This window comes from Paenibacillus sp. JT22N12 (assembly GCF_056269365.1).
Window position 1 is genome coordinate 790927 of sequence record NZ_JBWDNU010000001.1, and the last position, 20395, is coordinate 811321.

The 20395-nt window shown below is 52.7% G+C and carries 15 protein-coding genes and 1 pseudogene; 5 read left to right on the forward strand and 11 right to left on the reverse strand.

The genetic code is table 11. From position 1 onward, the window contains the following. Nucleotides 1-42 precede the first annotated feature (42 nt). Both AC0YOA_RS03280 and AC0YOA_RS03285 read left to right on the forward strand, forming a co-directional pair. Nucleotides 43-321, forward strand: a complete 279-nt coding sequence (locus tag AC0YOA_RS03280; RefSeq protein ID WP_475785385.1) for an ArsR/SmtB family transcription factor — start codon at nt 43-45, stop codon at nt 319-321. Nucleotides 322-653: 332 nt separating this feature from the next. Then, on the forward strand, nt 654-1823 hold the full coding sequence (locus tag AC0YOA_RS03285) for an MFS transporter (protein WP_475785386.1): 1170 nt from the start codon (nt 654-656) through the stop codon (nt 1821-1823). 139 nt (nt 1824-1962) lie between these two features. On the opposite strand, the gene AC0YOA_RS03290 is transcribed toward AC0YOA_RS03285, so the two are convergent. Further along, nucleotides 1963-3423 (reverse strand): MDR family MFS transporter, encoded by a 1461-nt coding sequence (locus AC0YOA_RS03290; RefSeq protein ID WP_475785387.1) that lies wholly within the window; start codon nt 3421-3423, stop codon nt 1963-1965. A 139-nt stretch (nt 3424-3562) separates the two neighbouring features. On the opposite strand from AC0YOA_RS03290, the gene AC0YOA_RS03295 reads away from it, so the two are divergent. Next, a complete protein-coding gene (locus AC0YOA_RS03295) occupies nt 3563-4120 on the forward strand; it encodes a PadR family transcriptional regulator (protein WP_475785388.1) in 558 nt (185 codons plus the stop codon). A 219-nt stretch (nt 4121-4339) separates the two neighbouring features. On the opposite strand, the gene AC0YOA_RS03300 is transcribed toward AC0YOA_RS03295, so the two are convergent. The 5 genes and pseudogenes from AC0YOA_RS03300 to AC0YOA_RS03320 all read right to left on the reverse strand — a co-directional run bounded on the left by AC0YOA_RS03300 (nt 4340) and on the right by AC0YOA_RS03320 (nt 11695). Further along, nucleotides 4340-5557 (reverse strand): MFS transporter, encoded by a 1218-nt coding sequence (locus AC0YOA_RS03300; RefSeq protein WP_475785389.1) that lies wholly within the window; start codon nt 5555-5557, stop codon nt 4340-4342. 397 nt (nt 5558-5954) lie between these two features. Further along, nucleotides 5955-8459, reverse strand: coding sequence for an excinuclease ABC subunit UvrA (uvrA, locus tag AC0YOA_RS03305; protein ID WP_475785390.1), 2505 nt, complete (start codon nt 8457-8459; stop codon nt 5955-5957). A gap of 243 nt (nt 8460-8702) precedes the next feature. Then, nucleotides 8703-9573 (reverse strand): annotated as a pseudogene (locus AC0YOA_RS03310) (AraC family transcriptional regulator). Between the two features lie 309 nt (nt 9574-9882). Further along, nucleotides 9883-10494 (reverse strand): GNAT family N-acetyltransferase, encoded by a 612-nt coding sequence (locus AC0YOA_RS03315; RefSeq protein WP_475785391.1) that lies wholly within the window; start codon nt 10492-10494, stop codon nt 9883-9885. 319 nt (nt 10495-10813) lie between these two features. Continuing rightward, entirely contained in the window at nt 10814-11695 is an 882-nt protein-coding gene (locus AC0YOA_RS03320) for an SDR family oxidoreductase (protein WP_475785392.1), read from the reverse strand. Between the two features lie 97 nt (nt 11696-11792). On the opposite strand from AC0YOA_RS03320, the gene AC0YOA_RS03325 reads away from it, so the two are divergent. Next, nucleotides 11793-12701: a helix-turn-helix transcriptional regulator gene (locus AC0YOA_RS03325; RefSeq protein ID WP_475785393.1), complete on the forward strand. Its 909-nt coding sequence runs from the start codon at nt 11793-11795 to the stop codon at nt 12699-12701. A 72-nt stretch (nt 12702-12773) separates the two neighbouring features. Further along, nucleotides 12774-13727 (forward strand): alpha/beta fold hydrolase, encoded by a 954-nt coding sequence (locus AC0YOA_RS03330; protein ID WP_475765938.1) that lies wholly within the window; start codon nt 12774-12776, stop codon nt 13725-13727. A gap of 610 nt (nt 13728-14337) precedes the next feature. On the opposite strand, the gene AC0YOA_RS03335 is transcribed toward AC0YOA_RS03330, so the two are convergent. The 5 genes from AC0YOA_RS03335 to AC0YOA_RS03355 all read right to left on the reverse strand — a co-directional run bounded on the left by AC0YOA_RS03335 (nt 14338) and on the right by AC0YOA_RS03355 (nt 20380). Continuing rightward, nucleotides 14338-15339 carry an ABC transporter substrate-binding protein gene (locus AC0YOA_RS03335; RefSeq protein WP_475785394.1) on the reverse strand — a complete coding sequence of 334 codons (1002 nt, stop codon included), beginning with the start codon at nt 15337-15339 and terminating at the stop codon, nt 14338-14340. A 28-nt stretch (nt 15340-15367) separates the two neighbouring features. After that, nucleotides 15368-16393, reverse strand: coding sequence for a FecCD family ABC transporter permease (locus tag AC0YOA_RS03340; protein WP_475785395.1), 1026 nt, complete (start codon nt 16391-16393; stop codon nt 15368-15370). Next, the gene (locus tag AC0YOA_RS03345) at nt 16394-17398 is read right to left on the reverse strand and encodes a FecCD family ABC transporter permease (protein WP_475785794.1); all 1005 of its coding nucleotides are present in this window, start codon (nt 17396-17398) and stop codon (nt 16394-16396) included. 409 nt (nt 17399-17807) lie between these two features. After that, a complete protein-coding gene (locus AC0YOA_RS03350; protein ID WP_475785396.1) occupies nt 17808-19253 on the reverse strand; it encodes a serine hydrolase domain-containing protein in 1446 nt (481 codons plus the stop codon). Between the two features lie 89 nt (nt 19254-19342). Beyond that, nucleotides 19343-20380, reverse strand: coding sequence for a dienelactone hydrolase family protein (locus AC0YOA_RS03355; protein WP_475785397.1), 1038 nt, complete (start codon nt 20378-20380; stop codon nt 19343-19345). Nucleotides 20381-20395: the final 15 nt, after the last annotated feature.

Below are 20395 nucleotides of genomic sequence, written 5' to 3' on the forward strand. Positions count from 1 at the left end.
AACGGTGCCGCCGTTTATGATCGGAAGGAAAGGAGATTATTTATGGATACCTTATCTGACCAGCAGTTTTCGAGGATCTCCCGCGCTCTTGCCGAGCCGCGGCGTTATCAAATGCTCAAAGAAATAGGCGCCTCCAAAGAGCCGCTTCACTGCAGTACGTTGCAGCAATCCCACCAGGTGAGTGCCCCCACCATCTCTCACCATATTAAAGAACTGGAGACCGCGGGCCTGATACAATGCATTCGCGAAGGCAAGTTCAAGAGCCTCATCCTCCAGCACGAAGTGCTTCGTGCCTACCGTGATCAACTCTCGGAAATTTAATTCGTATACTTCGTAATACCTCAAGGAGCCGCCGGCTCCTTTTTTTTGCGCCGCATTCAGGCATACCGATTTTTTGGTGAGCTGCGTTAATAATGCACTTGACGAATCTATTTTTCAATGAGATAGTTATACATGCATCTAACAGTTATACGGTTATCTAACTGACAAAAAAGGAGGATGTCTCGACGTGATCAAGCTGTTTGTACGGCGATAGCGACTTCAAGAGCTGGCGCCATAACCAAAGGAATCATTCTGCACGCGATCAAATTGATCATACCGGGATTTCCCTGACTTGTTTACCATTCCAGACCTCCAGGAGATGAAATAAAAACGTGATTAAATCTAAAGCTTTAATTGTATACATTCTCGCTTTCGGTATTTTCGGCATCATCAATACTGAGATGGGCATAATCGGCATTCTGCCTCTGATTGCCGAGAACTTTGACATAAGCGTATCCCAGGCCGGTCTGCTTGTCAGTCTTTTCGCACTGGCTGTAGCTATAGCCGGGCCGTTCCTGCCATTGCTTTTCTCGGGAATGAATCGCAAGTCGGCGATGTTATTGGTACTCGGATTGTTCGTCGCCACCAATGTCATTTCTATTTTTGCCCCTAACTTTACCATTGCCTTGATCGCCCGGGTTATTCCTGCATTCCTGCATCCCGTATATTTCTCGGTAGCCTTTACGGCAGCCGCCAGTTCCGTCAGCAAGGATCAGGCTCCCAAGGCCATATCCAGAGTATTTATGGGCGTTACTGCCGGAATGGTAATCGGGATACCGATCACGTCTTTAATCGCAGAAGTGTCATCGCTGGAAATAGCCATGTTATTCTTTGCGATCGTTAATGCGGCCGCGTTTGTGGCTATCCTTATTTTCGTTCCGTCTATGCCGGTAACAGAAAGACTATCCTACGGGGCACAGCTCGGCGTCTTGAAAAAGCCTCTTACCTGGATTGCCATTGCAACCGTCATTTTCATTAATTCCGGCATGTATGCTGTTTACAGTTTTTTTGCCGAGTACATGGATGCCGTCACCCGCATGACCGGAGGTCAAGTCAGCCTTATGCTGGTTTTATTCGGCGCAACTGGCATTGCGGGCAATATTCTTGCCGGTAAATTGCTGACTAACAATGCCATGAAAACAGCAATTGTATTTCCTTTTGTGTTCGGAGCCATCTATCTGCTCGTCTATTTTTTGGGGAATTTCACGGTTCCGATGGCGGTTCTTATTGCGATTTGGGGCGTCCTATTCACCTTTGGACTCAATATCTCGCAATACTGGATTACTTCTGCAGCTCCGGAAGCACCGGACTTCTCGAACGGCTTGTTTGTCGCTTTCGCTAATTTAGGCGTTACGGTCGGCACGTCGGTCGGGGGTTTATTTATTTCTGGAATGGGAACACGGCATGTCATATGGGCCGGAATGATTTTCCTTGTGCTTGGTTTCTTGACCATTATGCTGAGAACCTCGATTTATCATCCCAAAAAAGTGAAAACCGTTTAAAGCATCATCTTGGCAACTCAGTATTTCCCTTCACTATCCGGTTGAATTTCATCAGGAAATCGCCTTATTGTCTTCCTGCCCTCCCACAAAATAAAGGCCGTTCCTCAATCGGAACGGCCTTATTTTCATGATATGGAACTTATGATTGAACAGCTTTCTTCTGACTTAATACCGACTTGGCCCTGCTTTGCCGGATAAAATAACTAAGCGGCAGAGCGGCAAGCACGATCACGGTAGCGATGAGATAGACGTCGTCGATACTCAGCGTATAAGCCATACCCGGGATTTGCAATTTGTCGGTCGTGCCGCCGGCGGCAAGCTCCGAGGCATGTTTGCCGGATTGGGAAGAAAGCAGCGAAGTAAACAGCGCAATTGCAAACGAACCGAATACATTGCGCAGCCAGTTGGAGATGGAAGAGGCGTGACCGCTGAGTTCCGGCGGAATCTCCTCCATGCCGGCATTGCTTGCGGGCATGATCATCAGCGAAACTCCCACATTGCGTACGATCATCCAGAACAGAATATAGCCATGCGAGATGTCGACGCTGAGCCAACTGAGCGGCAAACTGCCGCCTGCGAGCAGCACGGTGCCGACAATTAACAGCACCCGCGGGCCAATTTTGGCGTACAGCTTACCGGTAAACATCGTAATGACCGCCATCATAAGCGAGGCCGGAAGCAGAACAAGACCTGTGTCAAGCGGTGTGACCTTTTGTACATTTTGCAGAAAAACAGGTGTCAGCAGCGTGCCGGAATAAAAGCTGATCGTCGTAATGCACAGAATGGCCGATGTTAAGGTGAACCGTGCATTCTTCAGTACACGCAGTTGAAGCAGCGGCGATTGCGCAGTAAGCTCGCGCCAGATGAACAGGACCAGAAATACAAGGCCCCCTCCAAGCAGCAGCAAGGTCTTCGCCGAGCCCCAACCCCATGAATTTCCTTGCGACAACGCAACAAGAATAGTGGAGCTGCTGATAATGACCGTAATCAGTCCGATGAGATCAAGCTTCTTGGGAACATTAAGCCGGTAATAAGGTATAAACACAAGAACCATGGTGATGGCAATCAATCCGAACGGCACGTTCACCCAGAACAGCCACTGCCAGGTGAAATGCTGGAGCATCCACCCCGCGAAAGTCGGCCCGATTGCCGGAGCAAGACTCGTTGCAGCTGCCCAAAGGCTTATGGCGACCGGCTGTTTTTCCCGCGGGATAATCTGATAAATGATCGCCATGGCGGTTGGAATAACCACGCCGCAGAAAGCACCCTGCAGAATTCGGAAAGCAATCAGCACCGGAGCATTCCACGATATCGCACAAAGTATGGACGCAACCGTCATCCCGATGAGCGCAGTTAGAAATAAACGTTTATAGCTGAACCTCTCGCCAAAATATCCCGTCACCGGAGCGAAAGTGCCCATTGCAAGCATAAATCCGGTCAGCGTCCATTGGACAACGCTGAGCTCGGCGGCAAATTCCTGCTGCAGCACCGGAATAACGATATTGATCGTACTAACGTTCAGGACAGAGACAAAACTGCCAAAAAATATTGCCAAAATAATGGGAGTAGTCTTGATCTGCCTGCCTTCTTCCTGATGCATCGGATACTCTCCTCGCCCTTGTTAGTATGTTGATTTTCACATATAATCAACTGTAGGCAACATCATAACTCCATATCTACTGTTATGTCAATATTAACATATCCTTTACAAGCTAAAATTTTTATTAGGGGATGAATATATGAGTATAAACACACTTTCATATGGCCTGCTCAGCGCGATTTCTACCGATTCATGCTCCGGGTATGACCTTATAGCGCGAATGAAGCTTTTCTGGAAAGCTGACCATAGTCAGATCTACCCCCTTCTCGCCAAATTGGTGGATAAGGGTTATGTCCATTTTGAAACCATGCAGCAGACTGGTAAACCGGACAAAAAAATATACTTTATAACCGACAGCGGCTCGGAAATCTTGAGAAATTGGATGGCTGAACCAACAGCCGAGCCCGTGATCCGCGATGAATTTGCTTTGAAAATGTACAGCATCCGGATGTTTGATGACGAACAGGCTGTGCGGCTGCTGGAGGAAAGGCGCACGCTGTATAAGCAGCGGTTGGCGGAGCTGGAAGAAACAGCGGAGAAGATCAGGATCAAGCGGGCAAGGCTTTCCGAGGAAGGAAGCGAGCCGGGATCGCATGTATTAGGCGCTTATTTTCTGTTCGACCGGGAAATACGAAATGCGCAAACGGAGCTGCAATGGTGTGATTGGGCATTGGAGACCATACGTCAGGGGATATAGGGGCTGCCTGTTGGCCCTCTTTTTGCTGTGGAAGCAATGATGAATAAATTTCCGACGAAGCTGTATACAATAACGGTAGCCCTGATTTTTTTCAAAGCAATATAACAACCATCACCGCTTTATCGTGCATGTCCGTCTCTCCGCTTCGCTGCCCATTGAGTCTGGAACAGGATGATTGAAAGTGAATACATCCCCGTCCCTCGAAAAGACCTCCAAGATTTATACTGTATCGGGATCCGTCCCCTTCGTTTCCTTCCCCAGGAACAAGATCGCAAGAGCCCCGATGACAATGGCGATGAAAAATATCATAAACACCGTCGTAATGGCAGTCCCGCCAGCCACGAGAATTCCGACCAGATAAGGGCCGATCACTCCTCCAATACGTCCGAAGGAGGCGGCAAAGCCTACTCCGGTCGCCCGGACGGAGGTCGGATACAGCTCCGGCGTGTAGGCATACATCGCACCCCAAGCCCCGAGGTTGAAGAAGGACAGGCTGATGCCGGCCCCCAGAATCATACCGGTTGTATCCGCATTACTGAACCATACAGCGCTCGCAGCGGTCAGCAGCAGGTATGTAACGAGTACGAATTTCCGTCCGAATTTCTCGATGAAATAAGCGGCTGTAAAGTAACCGGGCAGCTGGGCGAGGGTAATAATCAGGACATATTGAAAGCTTTTGACCAGATCAAAGCCCTTCAGCACCATAACGGTCGGCAGCCATAAAAATATCCCGTAATAGGAAAAGACGACAGTGAACCATAAAATCCAGAGCGCAATCGTCGATTTTCTGTATTTTTGCGACCATAAGGAGCTCATTCTTACCTTTAGCGAAAGCTTCCTGTGCCGCTGCTCCAAAAAACGCGGCGAGTCCTGAATAGCTCTTCTGAGGTAGAGAGCATACAACGCGGGCAAAGCGCCGATGACCAATGCGATTCTCCAGCCGTATACCGGAATGATGAAATAGGATATCAGCGCAGCCAGAATCCAGCCGCCCGCCCAGAAGCTCTCCAGCAGGACTATAGCTCTTCCTCTTTCCTTTGCGGGAACCGATTCGGATACCAAAGTCGAGGCCACCGGAAGCTCCCCGCCAAGCCCGAAGCCTGTAACGAAACGCAGTATACAAAGCATCACAAAACCTGTCGCGAGTGCGGATAGCCCGCTGGCGGCAGAGAAAATAAGCAGGGTCCACAGCAGAATCGTCCTGCGCCCGAAACGGTCCGCCAGTGAACCGGCCACGGCGGCGCCTGCAGCCATCCCGATGGAATTGATGGCCGTCAATAAACCGACCTGCTCGGCTCCAAGCTGCCACTCTACGCTTAGCGCGGCTACGATAAACGAAAGCAAACCCACATCCATCGCATCAAACAGCCAGCTCAAGCCTGCACTGAACAGCAGATTGCGTTGTTTTTTATCATGAAGCAGAGTTGGTTGGTCCACGCCGCATCATTCCCCCTTAAACGCGATTTATGGTTATCGTCCATTTGCCGGGCGCTGCAATGGTGGACAGCCTTTAATTCAAAATTCACGCACAGCGATCTTGTCCCGCATAATGCCCATCGGACGTCGCCTTTTACTATTCCTATTTTTAGTATTCCTTAAAAAGGGAATTTCAACAAAGCTTAACCAAACTTCGTTCAATCAAGTGCGGCAAGGCGGACCAGCTGAACAGCAGGACTGGTTTTCCCATATGCTCGTAATTCACGCCTCTCAGGGCAGGAGCTGACGGTGCCCGAATTACAAGACTTCGACCATCCCCGCATTTCGTCGTACTCTCACAATAAAAATAAAGCCCCCGCTCCGTCGGATGCCGGAAACGTGGGCTTTGCAAGGATTGTTATTGAAGCAAGGCTTCACGCAGGAAGCGTCCGGTATGAGAGGCGCTGACGGCCCCAACCGCTTCAGGCGTGCCTGAGGCAACGACTTCACCGCCCCCGTGTCCACCTTCGGGGCCGATGTCCACGACCCAGTCGCATTCGCGGATTATATCGAGATTATGCTCTACGACGATCACGGTATTGCCGGCGTCGACCAGCTTGTTCAGCAGCACCAGCAGCTGCCGGGTATCGCGCGGATGGAGACCGGTCGACGGCTCGTCCAGCAAATACAGCGAGTGGCGTTTGGTTTTGCCGCCCAGCTCCTTGGCGAGCCGGATCCGCTGGCCTTCCCCTCCCGACAGCGTCCGGACCGACTGGCCCCAATGCAAATATCCGAGCCCAACCTCGTTCAATAAAGCGATCTGTCCATCCATCTTGATCAGGCCCTGAAGCAGCGGCAGGCTCTCCTGGACGGTCATGTCCAGCAGATCGGAGATCGAAAGCCCGCTGCTGGTGATGCGCAGCACCTCTTCCTTGAAACGTTTGCCCCGGCAAACCGGGCAGCGGACCTCCAGCCCGGGCATGAAGAACATATCCATCGGCACGACACCAAGCCCGAGGCAATGCTCGCATCGTCCGCCCGGCGTGTTGAACGAGAAATGCTTGGGAGTAAGCCCCGCCCGCTTCGCTTCCGGCAAGCCTGCGTACAGGTTGCGCATGGAGGTGAACACGTCGGTGTAAGTCGCAACATTGGAGCGGCTCATCCGCCCAATCGGCGACTGGTCAACCGTCACAATATTGCCGATGCCGCCAAAGCCGGTGATGCTCCCGCACCCGCTCCGCTGCTGCTCGTCGCGTCCGCCCGCAGCCACGAGATCGAAGAGCAGCGTCGATTTCCCGGAGCCGGATACGCCGGTAACAGCGACAAGACAGCCAAGCGGAAACTTGACGTCGATATGCTTCAGATTCCGTTCATAAGCATCGCGGACATTCAGGAATGTGCCGTTTCCCGGCCGTCTTTCACGCGGTCCTGTCCGGCTTCCCGCTTCCCGCAGGAAAGCGCCCGTGACCGATTCCGGATTGTCCATCAGCTCGCGCAGCGTCCCTTCCCCGACGACGCTCCCGCCAAAGCTGCCCGCGCCCGGCCCCATGTCGATCACATGATCTGCAGCTTGCATCATTTCGATATCATGCTCGATCACAAGCACGGTATTGCCCAAATCCCGCAGCTGCTTCAGCACATGAATCAGGCCCGCCGTATCGCGGGGATGCAGCCCAGCGGTCGGCTCATCGAGAATATACAGCACCCCGGTAAGACCCGATCCGAGAATGGAAGCGAGCCGAAGCCGCTGCGCCTCACCGCCGGACAAGGACACCGACTGGCGGCTGAGCGAAAGATAGCCGAGTCCCACATCGACGATCCGCTTCGTTCGGACGGTCAGATCATGCAGCAGCGTTTCCACCTGCTCCCTTTCATCAGACTGCAGCCTCCCCATCAGTCCGTCCAGCCAGACGAGCGCGTCCTGCAGCGCCCAACTGGAAATATCGGAGATGGAAGCGCCGGCCACCGTTACCTGGCGGATTTCCTCCTTCAGCCGCGCCCCCTGGCATGCCCCGCATATTTGCTCGCGGAACAATGCCGCTTCGCCTGATTCGCCGCCTTTCTCCTTGTACCTCCTCCAGATTCCGGTAATAACACCTTCAAATTTGCCCCCTGTAACTGACTTGGGCGGTTTTACGCCGGGATAATGAGCGGAGAATGCCTCGCTCTCGACGCCGTAATACAGCAGATCGCGCTGCACAACGTCAAAATTTTTGAGCAGAAGGTCGGCATCGAATATAAAACCGTAATAATCGGCAGCCGCCTTCAGGATGGAGCTGTTGTATTTGGCGATCATGTCGTACCAGATCGTGACGCAGCCTTCGCTGAGACTCCGCTCTTCATCGAAGACGGCCTCCAGGTTCAGTGTGACGGTGTGACCGAGTCCGTCGCATGTTCCGCATGCGCCTTCCGGTGTGTTGTAGGAGAAATGCCTGCGCGTCAAACGCTCCGTCTCTCCCCCGCAGTGCGGGCAGCGAACGGCGGACTGCCTATCATCCCCTTCCCCATCCCCGATAGGAGCGCCGGCCGCACCGCTCTCCGGACCGGGAACAAACCGACTGCCGCAGTGGGGACAAAGCCGTTCGCCCAGCTTCTCGTAGATGACGCGCAGATACGTATGGATATCCGTTATCGTGCCGACCGTCGACCGCGGATTCCGGTTGGTAACATGCTGCCCAACGCTGATTGAAGGGGACAAGCCCACAATCGCGTCGACCTTCGGCTTGGCCACGGCTTCCGAAGTCATTCCCATCGATTCCATGTACTGCCGCTGGCATTCCCGCTGAAGCGTATCCATGGCGAGCGTCGATTTGCCTGAACCGGATGGGCCGGTCAGGACAACCAGCTTGTGTTTCGGGATGCGGAGCGTAATATCCTTCAAATTGTTTTCCCGGGCTCCCCGGATCTCGATGGCGCTGTTCATCAGTAAATCCTCCATTCCATTTGTATTGTTTCGATCTTCACCTACAGAGTCCATTTTATAACACTAATGCAAGTGAGAAGGTAAGGATTGATTTCCCTAAATACAATCCAGTTATGATCTGGGAACCCTGTCATAGGACTTTATGGTTTTTCTATACTGTTTCTCTATGCTTGAGCCGAAAAAAACAAAGACCAAGGAAGGCAGAAGCCATCCCTGGTCTTGTAATGCTGCTCTGAAGCGATCCTATTTTTTCACAATGGGGGTCCAAATCTCGCAGCGGTAGTCATCTGCAGCTACATCACCCGGCAGATATACCTCCATTTCCGGCGCCCCGGAATGTTCATATCCCGTGGCCGGAAACCACTCTTGATAGATTCGGCCGAACATATCCTGAATCGCTCCGGGCACCGGCCCGACACAGACGAATATCGCCCAAGTGGAAGCGGGGATTTCCCCCAATGTGAACCCTTCTGCAGGTGATGCGCTGTCTGCTGCTTTGGTGGCAATCATGTAATGATAATCCTCTTTACCCGCTTCCATGCCCGTCATAATTCCAAACAGGATCCCGTCCGCACTCATGGAAGCAAGTCTGTCAACGGTGCCGTCCCGTTGACATTCCTCCCAGAAGCTCGAGATCTGCCTCATATGCTCATTATCCTGGCATGTGACAGCAGCGGACTTGCCCACAACAGCAAAAGCCTCTTTCTCCTCAATGCGATAATCCACGTTCGTATCTCCCTTCAGTGATAATTGGAAGGAAATGCGGGGAAAAGCTTTAAGTACAACTCCCGGATTACGTGCCTCCGATGGAGCGATGCCGTGAATTTTCCGAAAAAGCCTTGACGAAGGACTCGGGCGAGTCATAGCCGTATTTGAGCGCTACATCCACTACCTTCGAGGATGAGACCGCGAGCTCCTGCGCGGCCAAGGTCAATTTGCGTTTACGCATATACTCGGCCACCGTCATTCCCGTCAACATATGAAACATGCGCTGAAAATGAAACGGGGACGAATAAGCCGCTTTCGCAATTTCATCGATTCCCAGAGGCTCCGCTATTCTATTCTCCATCAGGTCCAGGGCATTTTTCATCCGTGACAGCCAATCCAACCGCATAACCTCCCTTTGTTATTCATTCTATCACCGACTTATCGGGCATGCCTGTCATTGCGTGCTTTCCGCGAACCGGTTCGGCTTCCACAAGCATGAAGCTTCTTGAAGCTTCTTTACGATAAACAAAAAAATCCTGTCTCCCTATTTTCACTCACAAAGGGTGCCAAGATTTCTTCTGAATTGCGGTATTTCGTCCCGGGAACACAATTTTTGCCCATTTAGTCAAAATATCAGATCTACTAATTTTCGGCTCCGCACCGACGAAGCTGCCCAGAGTGTACGAGTCGATTCTGGTTCAGCCTCAAAACCGGCTCAATCCTGATGGTTACCATCAAACGCAGATTCCGGTTCCAAGCTGCGTTTCCCGAGCAAATCCTTCAGCACCGGACTCACAAAGTCCGCTGCCTGGCAGCTCATCGTAAGTTGATAGGACGCTTGTCCATCGATATCTCCAGCTGGTGCTCGTTTACCTTCCTCTTTGAAGCCTGCTTTCTTGTATGCTTGAATAGCCCCGGGATTGGATTCATCCACGACTAATGAAACCTGCCGCAATCCCAATACCGTGAAAGCATAATCCAGTACTAATTGAGCGGCTTCCGTACCAATTCCTCTGCCTTGATGCTCTTCTTCGCCAATAATAATAGCAAACTCCGCGAGAGCATCTTCCCTTTCCAGATACGCAATTCCGATCGGGAGCGCTGGTTCTTTGTCATAGATTGTGAAGAATATGTAACGCGGATTGGACGAAAAATCACGGAAGGCTTCCTCCTGCTCCTCCGGCGTTAACGGGTCCGGTTTGTCGATGTTCCGGTCATGGACAAAATGCCTGTTCCATCTGTAATACAGCTCTATATACTCCGCACGCAGCGGTCCCAGTCCGACCTTCGAGCCGCCAAATTGGATAACAGGATGCTTTCCCTTCATATGGAACCCCCTTGTTGTACCCTTTTTTCAAGAAAAGTCGAGTGAAATGAAGACTCCGGTTTATCACCGGCCTTTCCAGAGCAGAGCCTGGAGGGTTTGTGCTGCAATTAGAAGAAGAAACCGCTGAAGCCATCCTTGACGGCCGAGTTAGTTTCTTCCCTCAAACCGTATAGAACATTATAGGCGTGAACCCTATACATTTTATCTAGCCAAAAAGAAACGGCTCCGCCGTCCTATGGTGGAGCCGCAAGCTTCTTCCCTAAGAGATATAAGCAAAGGTTAATGGAATTTTATCGTTCAGGCTGCTCCAGGCTCGAGTCTACTCCGTATGAGGAAAGCCGTGCTTTTTGGCATAATTCCCCCAATGGGGTTTTCTGCCGTCCACATCAACAAAGCCATACTCGTCGGATAGCTGCCAGCTGCCGAAGACCTTCCCGGACTTTTCCGACACGTTAGGATCCGCAGCCAGCGCGGCGACTCCTTGTCCGAGAAGATACGGCGTTTCCGATTCCGCGTAATGGGGCTCCTGCTTAACCGCATCCATCCAGTTCGCTTCTTGTACCCCAAAATGCTCCAGCATCTGCTCCGAGCGAAGAAATCCGGGTGTGACAGCAAGCGCGGTGACCTGGTAGGGACGAAGCTCTTCAGCCATTGCAGCCGCCAGGTGAATGGCCGAGATTTTGGCCAGGCTGTAATATAAATTCACACGGTACCCATATCCAATCCCGTCGGTCACCTCAATGATTAATCCCTGTTTTCTCGCAGCCATCAAAGGTGCGGCATAATAACTGGTAATCATATGCGTGCGGACGCCGCGGTCCTGCATCAGCAAGCCATTGGACAAGGAATGCTCCCAGAACGGCGTGTTCCATTCAAACAGCTTTTCCCCGCCCCAGATATCATTAACGAGGATATCCAGAACACCGTTTTGTTCTGCTTTCACCCGTTCGAACAATAACTTCACTTCTTCCTCCACGGTATGGTCCACCCGAACCGGAATTCCCGTACCGCCGGCAGCCGTCACCATCACCGCCGTTTCTTGAATCGTTTCCGGCCGGTTAATGTCCGACGGATTTCCTCTGACGCTGCGGCCCGTGCAATACACCGTCGCACCCGCCGCTCCAAGCATCACCGCGATCGCCCTCCCCGCCCCGCGGGTCGAACCGGCCACTACGGCTATTTTACCATGCAAAGGTTTCATCGGCATGTCCTCCTTCATATTCATCCTTCATCGCTCCCTTCAGAAATTTATGTTACAGTATATCTACGACAAATTATGACGTAATTAGGTGATGGAAATGAACAAAAGAAGAATAGCCATGATGCAGATCATCGATTCCCGGAAAAAATTCACCGCCAGAGAGCTGGCTGAGCGCTTTGACGTATCGGTCCGCACCATTCAGCGGGATCTCGACCATTTGCAGCAAATGGGTTTCCCGCTTTACACGGAGGTTGGGCCCCACGGTGGCTACCGCGCCCTGCCCAACCGGATTCTGCCTCCTCTGCAGCTTACGCAAAATGAAGCCTTCGGCTTGTTCCTGATGCTCCAGGCACTGGAAAAAATACCGGATTTCCCGTTCGAATCCACCCGCTTCCATTTGGCGGAGCAGTATTACGCCAGCCTCCCGGTCGATACCCAGGACGGCATTGATCGGATGAGAAAGCATATTGTCTTCAATCAGCAGCGGCCGCCTGCCGCATCCCCGTTTACGACAGTGCTCCTGCAGGCGGCCATGGACAAGAGATCCATCGAGTTTCTCTATCATTCCCGGGCAGGCAGAAAGAAAACGCAAGTGTATCCGCTGGGCATCTACTATGAAAACGGACTTTGGTACATGCCTGCCCGGAATAAGGAGCGGATACTCCTCTACCGCGTTGATCGAATTGAACAAGCCGCCGTGCTTGCCGGTACGGATGACAGCCTTCCCACGCTTACAGAATGGATGGCTTCCAGCGATAATCGCCCAGGTGTTGAGGTTCTGCTGCATTTCACTGCCGAAGGAGCAAGGCTCGCCCAATTCGAACAGCTTTTTCATACAGTGGCCGACAACGGCAAGTGGCGGGAGGATGTGCCTCTTGAGGAGCTGCCGTTCCTGGCACGTCAGCTGCTCAAGTTCGGACCTGAAGTGAAAGTTGTTCTGCCAACACAGCTACAAGAGCTTGTTGTGGATATGCTCCAGCGTAATTTGAGTCAATATCTGCGTTAAGAGAATATGAATAACCGACTGGGCGATCGCCGCATATATTGAAGCATCTATCCGCGAAGGGATTAAAAGCTTATGAATCGATATGTACCATCAGGGTACGGCGGCTATCACCGGAATTCCTTGATGCCGCTGCCTGTTTCTCCATATTTCTGGCCGTATCCATACTACCCGCTATATCCCGGCGATTTGCGCCTCAATTCCCGCTTTCCCTTTGCTCCTATGCCGACGTGGTCTGCGCCGGTTCCTGAATCGCTGCCCTCTGCGGCATACCAGGAGAAATGGTCCGCGCAGCGCCTTACTTTTGTACTGATTCATGGAGCCTGGGCCGATGCGGGCTTCTGGAACGGGATTGCCGCGCATCTTCGCAAAATGGGCCACACGGTTTATACACCTGACAATCCGGGTCATGGCCCGGACACCAATAAAGATGTCACACATGCGATGATTACCCGATCCGTTGCCGATTTTATCACGTCAAGAGATCTTCAGAATATCGTCCTTGTGGGACACAGCTTTGGCGGTTCGGTCGTCCAAACCGTTGCCCAGCTTATGCCGGAACGCATCAAGCGGCTGGTCTTCTACAACGCCTTCATTATCAAAGACGGAGAAGCGGTAGCCGATGAGTTTCCGCCCGATGCGCTCGAGGTCTTCCGGAAGCTGAGAGAAAGCTCAATGGACGATACGATTATGCTTCCCTTTCCCTTCTTTCGCGAAACCTTCGTCAATCTGGCCAGCCTGGAAACAGCCCGCCGCATTTACAGCGGCATCGCGCCCGAACCGGCCAAGCCTTCTTACGACAAGCTGGACCTCAAGAAATTTTACTCGCAGAATTTCCCGGCAAGCTATGTATACTTTACGGAGGATAATGTGCTGCCTCAAGGGAACAGCGAGTACGGCTGGCATCCCCATATGTCCAGCAGGCTGGGGCTGTTCCGTCTCCTCAAGGGCCAAGGCGACCATTTGACCACAGCCAAAACAGACCCGGGCCTGGTAGCTGCCCGGATCTATGAAGCCGGAAGGGATTAAGCTGCCGGAGAAATTATTGAATGACGCCCGCTTTTTTCAAATCGTCCAGCATCGCTTCGCGCACTTCATTGCCTTTATACTTCTCGTCATGCGTCGTCTCTCCCACTGGCTGCACAAATATTTCGGCGTGTCGGTCCTATTCAGCGTCGGTCCGGCTGCTTCCTGCATCGATTCGCTTCGAAAAATGCATGCCTGAGCATGCGCTGCTGCGAAGTCCCGGCTCAGCAAACGATGATGGTGAAAGCGGCGCCTCGTGCATCGCTTCATGACGACTGCCGACCGCTTTTTAATTAAAATGCCCGAACGACCGCTCCAGCAAGGAATTTCCGGCTTGCATCCCTTTCAGCCTCGAGAACGAGCACTGCTAAAAGGAAAAATCGTGCTGTATCATTAATTCCTTTGCTGTCTCCTCGCCGACCGCAAAAAAATGAAACTTATAACTCCTTTATAGTGAAAAAAGCACCCTCGTCTCCACGTTATACGTGGTTCCGAAGGTGCTTTCGTTTATTTTATCGGGTTGTCTCCGGTTGTCTCCGGCTGACTCTGGCTGACTCTATAAGATCCTGCCTCTTGAAACAGCCCATCATTTATATGCCGCTTTCGCTGACGTTTACTTGGCAAACAGCTTCTCGGCGTCATCCAGAGCCATGCTTTGACCCATGGAGGAATAATCCAGCCATCTTTGTCCGTCAAGGATATAAACATGTTTGTTTTTGACGGCTTTCAGGTTTTGCCACACCGCGTTTTTCTCCATCTCTTCGAAATTGCTCTTCGCTTCGCTTCCGACACTGATAATCACGAAAATCGCATCCGCGTCAAAATCCGGAAGGACCTCTTTGGAAATAACCTCGAAGGGCTTATCCGCGGCAATTTTCTCCACGCCGCTCGCCGGCTTCAGCTTCAGATCATCGAACATAATCGGCCCTACAGGATTTCCGGTGCTCATGACGCGCAGCTCCTTGGCTGTCATGCGAATGGCCATTACCTTGGCGTCCGCGCCGAGCTCACTATGAACCAGCGTCTGAACCCGCTCCGCTTTGGCAGCATAATCCTCGATAAAAGCTTCCGCTTCCTTCTCTTTCCCCACATGCCGGGCAAGGAGCTTCAGATGGTCGCGCCATGTGCCTTTATTCATATCCACAACGATCGTCGGGGCAATTTTCTCGAATTTGGAGACGTCCTTGCCTGAATATTCTTCATCGAGATAGATGTAATCGGGCTTCGAGGCGAGCAGAGCTTCCATATCCGGATCGGAGACGGTCCCATATTTCGTCGCACCCTTCAGAAGATCCGCGACATGGGGCAGAAAATCCTTCACATCGCCGCCCACCACCGAACCGATTGGCGTGATGCCAAGAGCAAGCAGGTTGCTGGTAATATGGATGGACAAAGAAGCAATTTTTGCATTCGCATCGTGCACGATAAAGTCCGGTGCCGGAGCCTCCGTATCCGTCGAGGTGTTCTCAGGAGCTGCGCCCTCATTCGTCGCGCCTTCAGTAGTGTTTCCTGCTGTATTTTGCGGTGCCGGTTGGTTGGAGTCCGCCGATTGCCCGCAAGCGGCCAATAGACCAATTATCATAATCATGGATACGAGTACCAAAACCTTCTTCATTGTCAATGTTCCTCCATTGATGTGTAATTTATTTGTCTGTTTTGAAGAGCAGATAGAGAAAATAGGGTCCTCCAATGGCTGCAACCACAACCCCCGCCGGAATCGCATTGGGATGAAAAATCGATCGTCCTATGGTGTCGGCTGCGACGAGAATGACCAGACCCACCAGTGCCGCGACCGGCAGAAAATGCCGATGCTGCGGACCGGCGAGCCGTTTGGCGATATGGGGCGCCGCCAGTCCGATAAAGCCGATTCCACCTGCCATCGAGACGCTGACGCAGGAGAGCGCCACCGCAAGCGACAGCATGAGCAGCCTGTTCTTCGTCACATGGCTGCCTACGCCTGACGCAACATCGTCGCCCAAGGCGAAGATATCCAGTGTCCGGGAGCGCGTATAGATGAAGGGAACGATCAGTACAATCCATGGCAGCAGCGCCCATACGTGAATCCAGTCTCTTCCCCAGACGCTGCCGGCCAGCCAACTGGCCGCGAAGGAATAGGTATCCTCATCAAGCCGCAAGGACAACAGCAGCGTAACGGAGCTGATTCCGGCCGCAACGGCGATGCCAACCAGTATCAGGCGGATCGGCAGCAAGCCTCTGTACCGGTCATAGGCGAATATGAAAATAATAACCGCCGTCGCTGCTCCCCCAGCAAAAGTAAACATAGGTATGAACAACGCGGATGGACCCTCCATCGTGCGGAAGAAGGACACGAAGATCATAAGTCCGAATGCCGCTCCTGCATGAATACCGAGTATGCCGGGATCGGCAAGCGAATTTCGGGAAACCCCCTGGAGCACAGCGCCGGAGATGCCAAGTCCAATGCCTGCAAGCATCGTGATGAGGATACGGGGAAGCCGGAAATCGAACATGATCATCGTTTCATCCGTTGAGCCGTTCCCGAGCAGCGTCCGTCCCACGGCTAACGGGGATAAGCGGATCGTGCCCGTATTCAGGCTGATGAGCACAACCGCCAGTGCAATCAGGAACAGGATAAGACTGGCATAAAATGCGCGTCTTGCTCTTTTTTTGGCCTGCGCCTCGATGTCCATCTACAAATCTCTCCTTTCTTTACGCGCCAGGTAAAGAAAGAAAGGCACACCTACAAGTGAAACCATTGCCCCGATCGCAAACTCTCTGGGAGGGCTGACCATCCGGGACGCGAAATCCGCCCAAATGAGCAGCACCGCTCCCAGCATAGCGGATAAGGGTATCAATATCCGGTAATCCACTCCGATTAGCCGCCGTGCGATATGCGGAACAACGAGGCCGACAAACCCGATGGAGCCTGCCGCCGATACGGATGTTCCGGCCAGAATGACGGCAGCCGTCATACCGAGCAGGCGGATTCTCCCGGTCCGCACACCCAGACTCACAGCCGACTCCTCCCCCAGCGACAGGAAGGTAATGGAGCGTCCCATCGTAACGGACCAGATCAAAGTAAGTACAATCACAGGAACCAGCACCCTCAGATGCTCCCAGGTGACACCCGCTACCCCGCCGGCATACCAGAAAGCCAGATCCTGACTCAAGTCGAAGTAGATCGCAATTCCGGTGCTGAGTGAATGAAGCATGGCTGCGACAACCGCTCCGGCTATCGTGAGACGCAGGGAAGTAAGTCCGCCTTTTGCAGCCGAGCCGAGCCCCATTATAAACAAGGTAGTCAGCGCCGCCCCGATGAATGAGAAGATCATCAGCATGGAGTAGGATAAGCCAGGCAGAAAAGCAAAGCAGAGCGCAACAACGAACGCTGCCCCCGCATTGACGCCAAGGATGCCGCTGTCAGCCATCGGATTCCTCGTGACACCCTGCATAAGCGCACCCGACACCGCGAAGGCCATGCCTGTAATCATGGCCCCCAATACGCGGGGAAGCCTGAATTCATGAATGATCTGATGGGTTGTTACGGTGGAATCATAATGAAAAACGGCCGCCCATACTGTGGCAAGCGTCATATCTTTGGCGCCGTAGGATATAGCAAAAAACATGCTGAGAAGTAATCCCGCCGCTGCGGCGGCAAACCATATTCCTGTGATGAATCCTTTACTCCATTTCATAGCGGACGAGTCGGAAGGCCTCCCTCTAGCAATAATACTGATAATCATTATCAATGACTTTTTCTATCTTACCACAGAAAAAGTTGCCCCGCATTAATCAAGCTTTGTAATCCGCAATTTTTTTTACGGGCGGCAGCCGATATGGGACAAATCAGCCAAACGAGCCGCTTTTTTGTGGCAAATTGATGACAGTGACGCCGAAAAGGCCGCCGGATTGCTCCGGCAGCCTTGTTCCATTGTTTAAGAAGAAACGGCGGCCGCCGTCCTTTTGTCGGCACAGCAGGCTTCTTCCCTCAGCCTTATAGAAGTTTATGGGTGTGAAACTTTTACATTTGATAAGGTGAGCTATTAGCAAAATCCAGGACCGCGCATTGCTGAACCGTCTTCCGCCAGCACAGTCGCCGGACCTCTACGCCAGTTCCGTTAAACGTCCGCGGATTTCAGCCCGAGCGGCGGATAGTACGTTTGAATTCTGCTTCAACAGGATATTGTCCCCGTCAAACAGGATCTGGCTGTTAATAGAAAATGGCGTTTCGACAAACCTCAGCGTCAATTGAAGCGTGTCCGGCTGCTGCCACGTAAAGCTCGCAGCGAGGCGTTTATCCTGATCCTGAAGCAGCCGCGTGGAGCCTTCCACCCACTCGCCCCGGCCCAGGTTAATGCGGTATTCATTGTCCTGTTTACGGAGAACGATGGTTGCACCCTTGTCTTCGAAGGAAACGGATAGGCTCTTCCACTTCTGTTCATTATCTTCAAGCTCATATTCCCTGCCGGAGAAAGCTTCTTCCAGAGGGGAATCCGGCTGCAGCCGCGGCAGTTGGATGGCCAGCGCCTCCAGTCGGGATTCAAGCTGCGCCTGCGATTGCGGATCCGGAGAAAGCGGCGACGGCTGCATCGCAGGGAGCAAGTGATCCCAGACGGCGTTCATGACACCCTGCATATCGTTGGTGCCGCTTGTGATTGCGAAAACGGCGTCCTGCTCCGGCATCACGATACAGAATTGCCCGAATGCGCCGTCACCGCGATATACCCCATGCCTGCAACGCCAGAACTGATAGCCGTAGCCCTGCGCCCAATCATTAACTCCGCCGTCTCCGTTGGATATCTGGCTGGAAGTCGCTTCCTCGATCCACTCCTCCGTCAAGAGACGCTGTCCGTTCCACATCCCTTTCTGAAGATATAACTGGCCGAACCTGGCGATATCCTCTGTGGTAACGTTTAATCCCCAGCCTCCGACATTGATTCCCCGGGGACAGACATCCCAGGCCGCTCCCTTTATGCCAAGCGGTTCGAACAGGCGCGGCTGCAAATATTCCAGCAGCGTCTGGCCTGTAACCTTCTGCAGGATGGCGGAGAGCATATAGGTAGCTCCGCTGTTGTAGACAAAATGAGTACCGGGCTCATGCTCGACGGGAGCCGCAAGAAAGGCTTTGGCCCAATTGCCGTCTTCGCTCTGCTGCATCCCGCTTGTGGTATCCTTGTCATTGCCCGTTCCCATCATGAGCAAATGGCGGATGCGCATAGCCGCCAAATTCGGTTCGATTACCGCGGGGGCATCGTCCGGGAAGAACGATAGAACAGCATCATCCACTGACAGCAACCCTTCCGCAGCGGCGAAGCCGACGGCGGTGGAGGTAAAGCTTTTGCTGAGCGAGAACAGCATATGGGGAAGATGGGATGCATAGGGAGCCCACCAGCCCTCCGCCGTTACCTGGCCGTGCCTGAGTATCATCAGACTGTGCAGCTCCAGATCTCGTTCTTGCACGGCATTCAAAAAATCAATTACAGCTGCGGAGGGAATTCCTTGTGCTTCCGGCTGACTTCTGGGTAGATGCAGATTGGTCCGTTCCATCATTTCATTCCTCCTTTATACTACTAACGTACTGCAGCGCCAGAGGAATGGCAAGCATTTTTGTGTGCGCTTTCATTATCATGCTGTACGCATTATCCGCATTCCGGCCTTCCATTCAATTTAGCCTCAAGCCAGTCGAATGCAAGGCGGCCGGAAACCTCGTGTTTTCCCGAATGAATATCCTGAACCAGCTCTTCTTCCGCATTCGCTGCACGATAAATGGAACGCAAATGTTCTATCGCCTTTACCGCTCCCTGAATCGGAAATCCGCTATCTTCCTGGCCCGCCTCTATCAGCAGCGGCCTTGGCGCGATCAAGCCCCAAATATCCGGCATTTCGGCATATTGCAGAAGCCCGGGAATGTAATTGTCGGCACAATGAGGCTTTGCCAGTATGCTGTCTCTGAAGGTGTTGGTATACCCGCTGATAACGACCGGACCGATTCTGTCATCGATCGCAGCCGTTAATGCCGTAACCAGCCCTCCTCCCGAGAATCCCATGCTTCCGATTCTGCCCGGGACCGTGTCGCTGCGGGATACTAAATAGTCGGCACAGCAGATCATTTCATGCACACGGTACCCGGCAAGCGTTTTTCCGGCCATCAGCAGGTTCATCGCCAGCCGGAAGCATGAATTTTCGTTGGGGTCCTTGGCCCGGTCCTGCTCCAGCCTCCTGTCCCCGAGTCCCAATAATTCGGGGACGATTACCAGCATTCCCCGTTTGACCAGCTCGACGGGATAATCCTTGTAGCTTCCCGGTTCTCCGGCCCGGTCGCTTCCGTCGGGGAGCAGGCCGATCAGCTGTTTATAACCGTATCCGTGACCGGGACAGGCGATCACTGCCGGGTAAGGCGGCACCGCATTTTTAGGTATCAGCAAATAACACGGCATTGTTAAATGGGGTGCCGTATGGAGCAGTAAATGCTCCCGGACGTATGCTCCATAATCCTCCCGCCCGAGAACAACCGGGTCCGGATTGACAGCTTCTGCAGCAGGCAGAACGATGGCCTTTTTCAAAGCATTAACCAGTGCCGGCCTCCAATCCGCCCATTCTGCATACGTCCCCGATTTGAAGGAATAATCAGGTGTGCGGTCATAGATTTGTTCGAGGAAAGCGTCAGGGGTCCACATGACAGATGCTCCTTC

Bases quoted from the DNA above. Each gene is read 5' to 3' on its own strand.
- AC0YOA_RS03280 (WP_475785385.1), top strand. From the start codon at position 43: ATGGATACCTTATCTGACCAGCAGTTTTCGAGGATCTCCCGCGCTCTT.
- AC0YOA_RS03290 (WP_475785387.1), bottom strand. From the start codon at position 3,423: ATGCATCAGGAAGAAGGCAGGCAGATCAAGACTACTCCCATTATTTTG.
- AC0YOA_RS03295 (WP_475785388.1), top strand. From the start codon at position 3,563: ATGAGTATAAACACACTTTCATATGGCCTGCTCAGCGCGATTTCTACC.
- uvrA (WP_475785390.1), bottom strand. From the start codon at position 8,459: ATGAACAGCGCCATCGAGATCCGGGGAGCCCGGGAAAACAATTTGAAG.
- AC0YOA_RS03315 (WP_475785391.1), bottom strand. From the start codon at position 10,494: ATGAAGGGAAAGCATCCTGTTATCCAATTTGGCGGCTCGAAGGTCGGA.
- AC0YOA_RS03320 (WP_475785392.1), bottom strand. From the start codon at position 11,695: ATGAAACCTTTGCATGGTAAAATAGCCGTAGTGGCCGGTTCGACCCGC.
- AC0YOA_RS03325 (WP_475785393.1), top strand. From the start codon at position 11,793: ATGAACAAAAGAAGAATAGCCATGATGCAGATCATCGATTCCCGGAAA.
- AC0YOA_RS03330 (WP_475765938.1), top strand. From the start codon at position 12,774: ATGAATCGATATGTACCATCAGGGTACGGCGGCTATCACCGGAATTCC.
- AC0YOA_RS03335 (WP_475785394.1), bottom strand. From the start codon at position 15,339: ATGAAGAAGGTTTTGGTACTCGTATCCATGATTATGATAATTGGTCTA.
- AC0YOA_RS03340 (WP_475785395.1), bottom strand. From the start codon at position 16,393: ATGGACATCGAGGCGCAGGCCAAAAAAAGAGCAAGACGCGCATTTTAT.
- AC0YOA_RS03345 (WP_475785794.1), bottom strand. From the start codon at position 17,398: ATGAAATGGAGTAAAGGATTCATCACAGGAATATGGTTTGCCGCCGCA.
- AC0YOA_RS03350 (WP_475785396.1), bottom strand. From the start codon at position 19,253: ATGATGGAACGGACCAATCTGCATCTACCCAGAAGTCAGCCGGAAGCA.
- AC0YOA_RS03355 (WP_475785397.1), bottom strand. From the start codon at position 20,380: ATGTGGACCCCTGACGCTTTCCTCGAACAAATCTATGACCGCACACCT.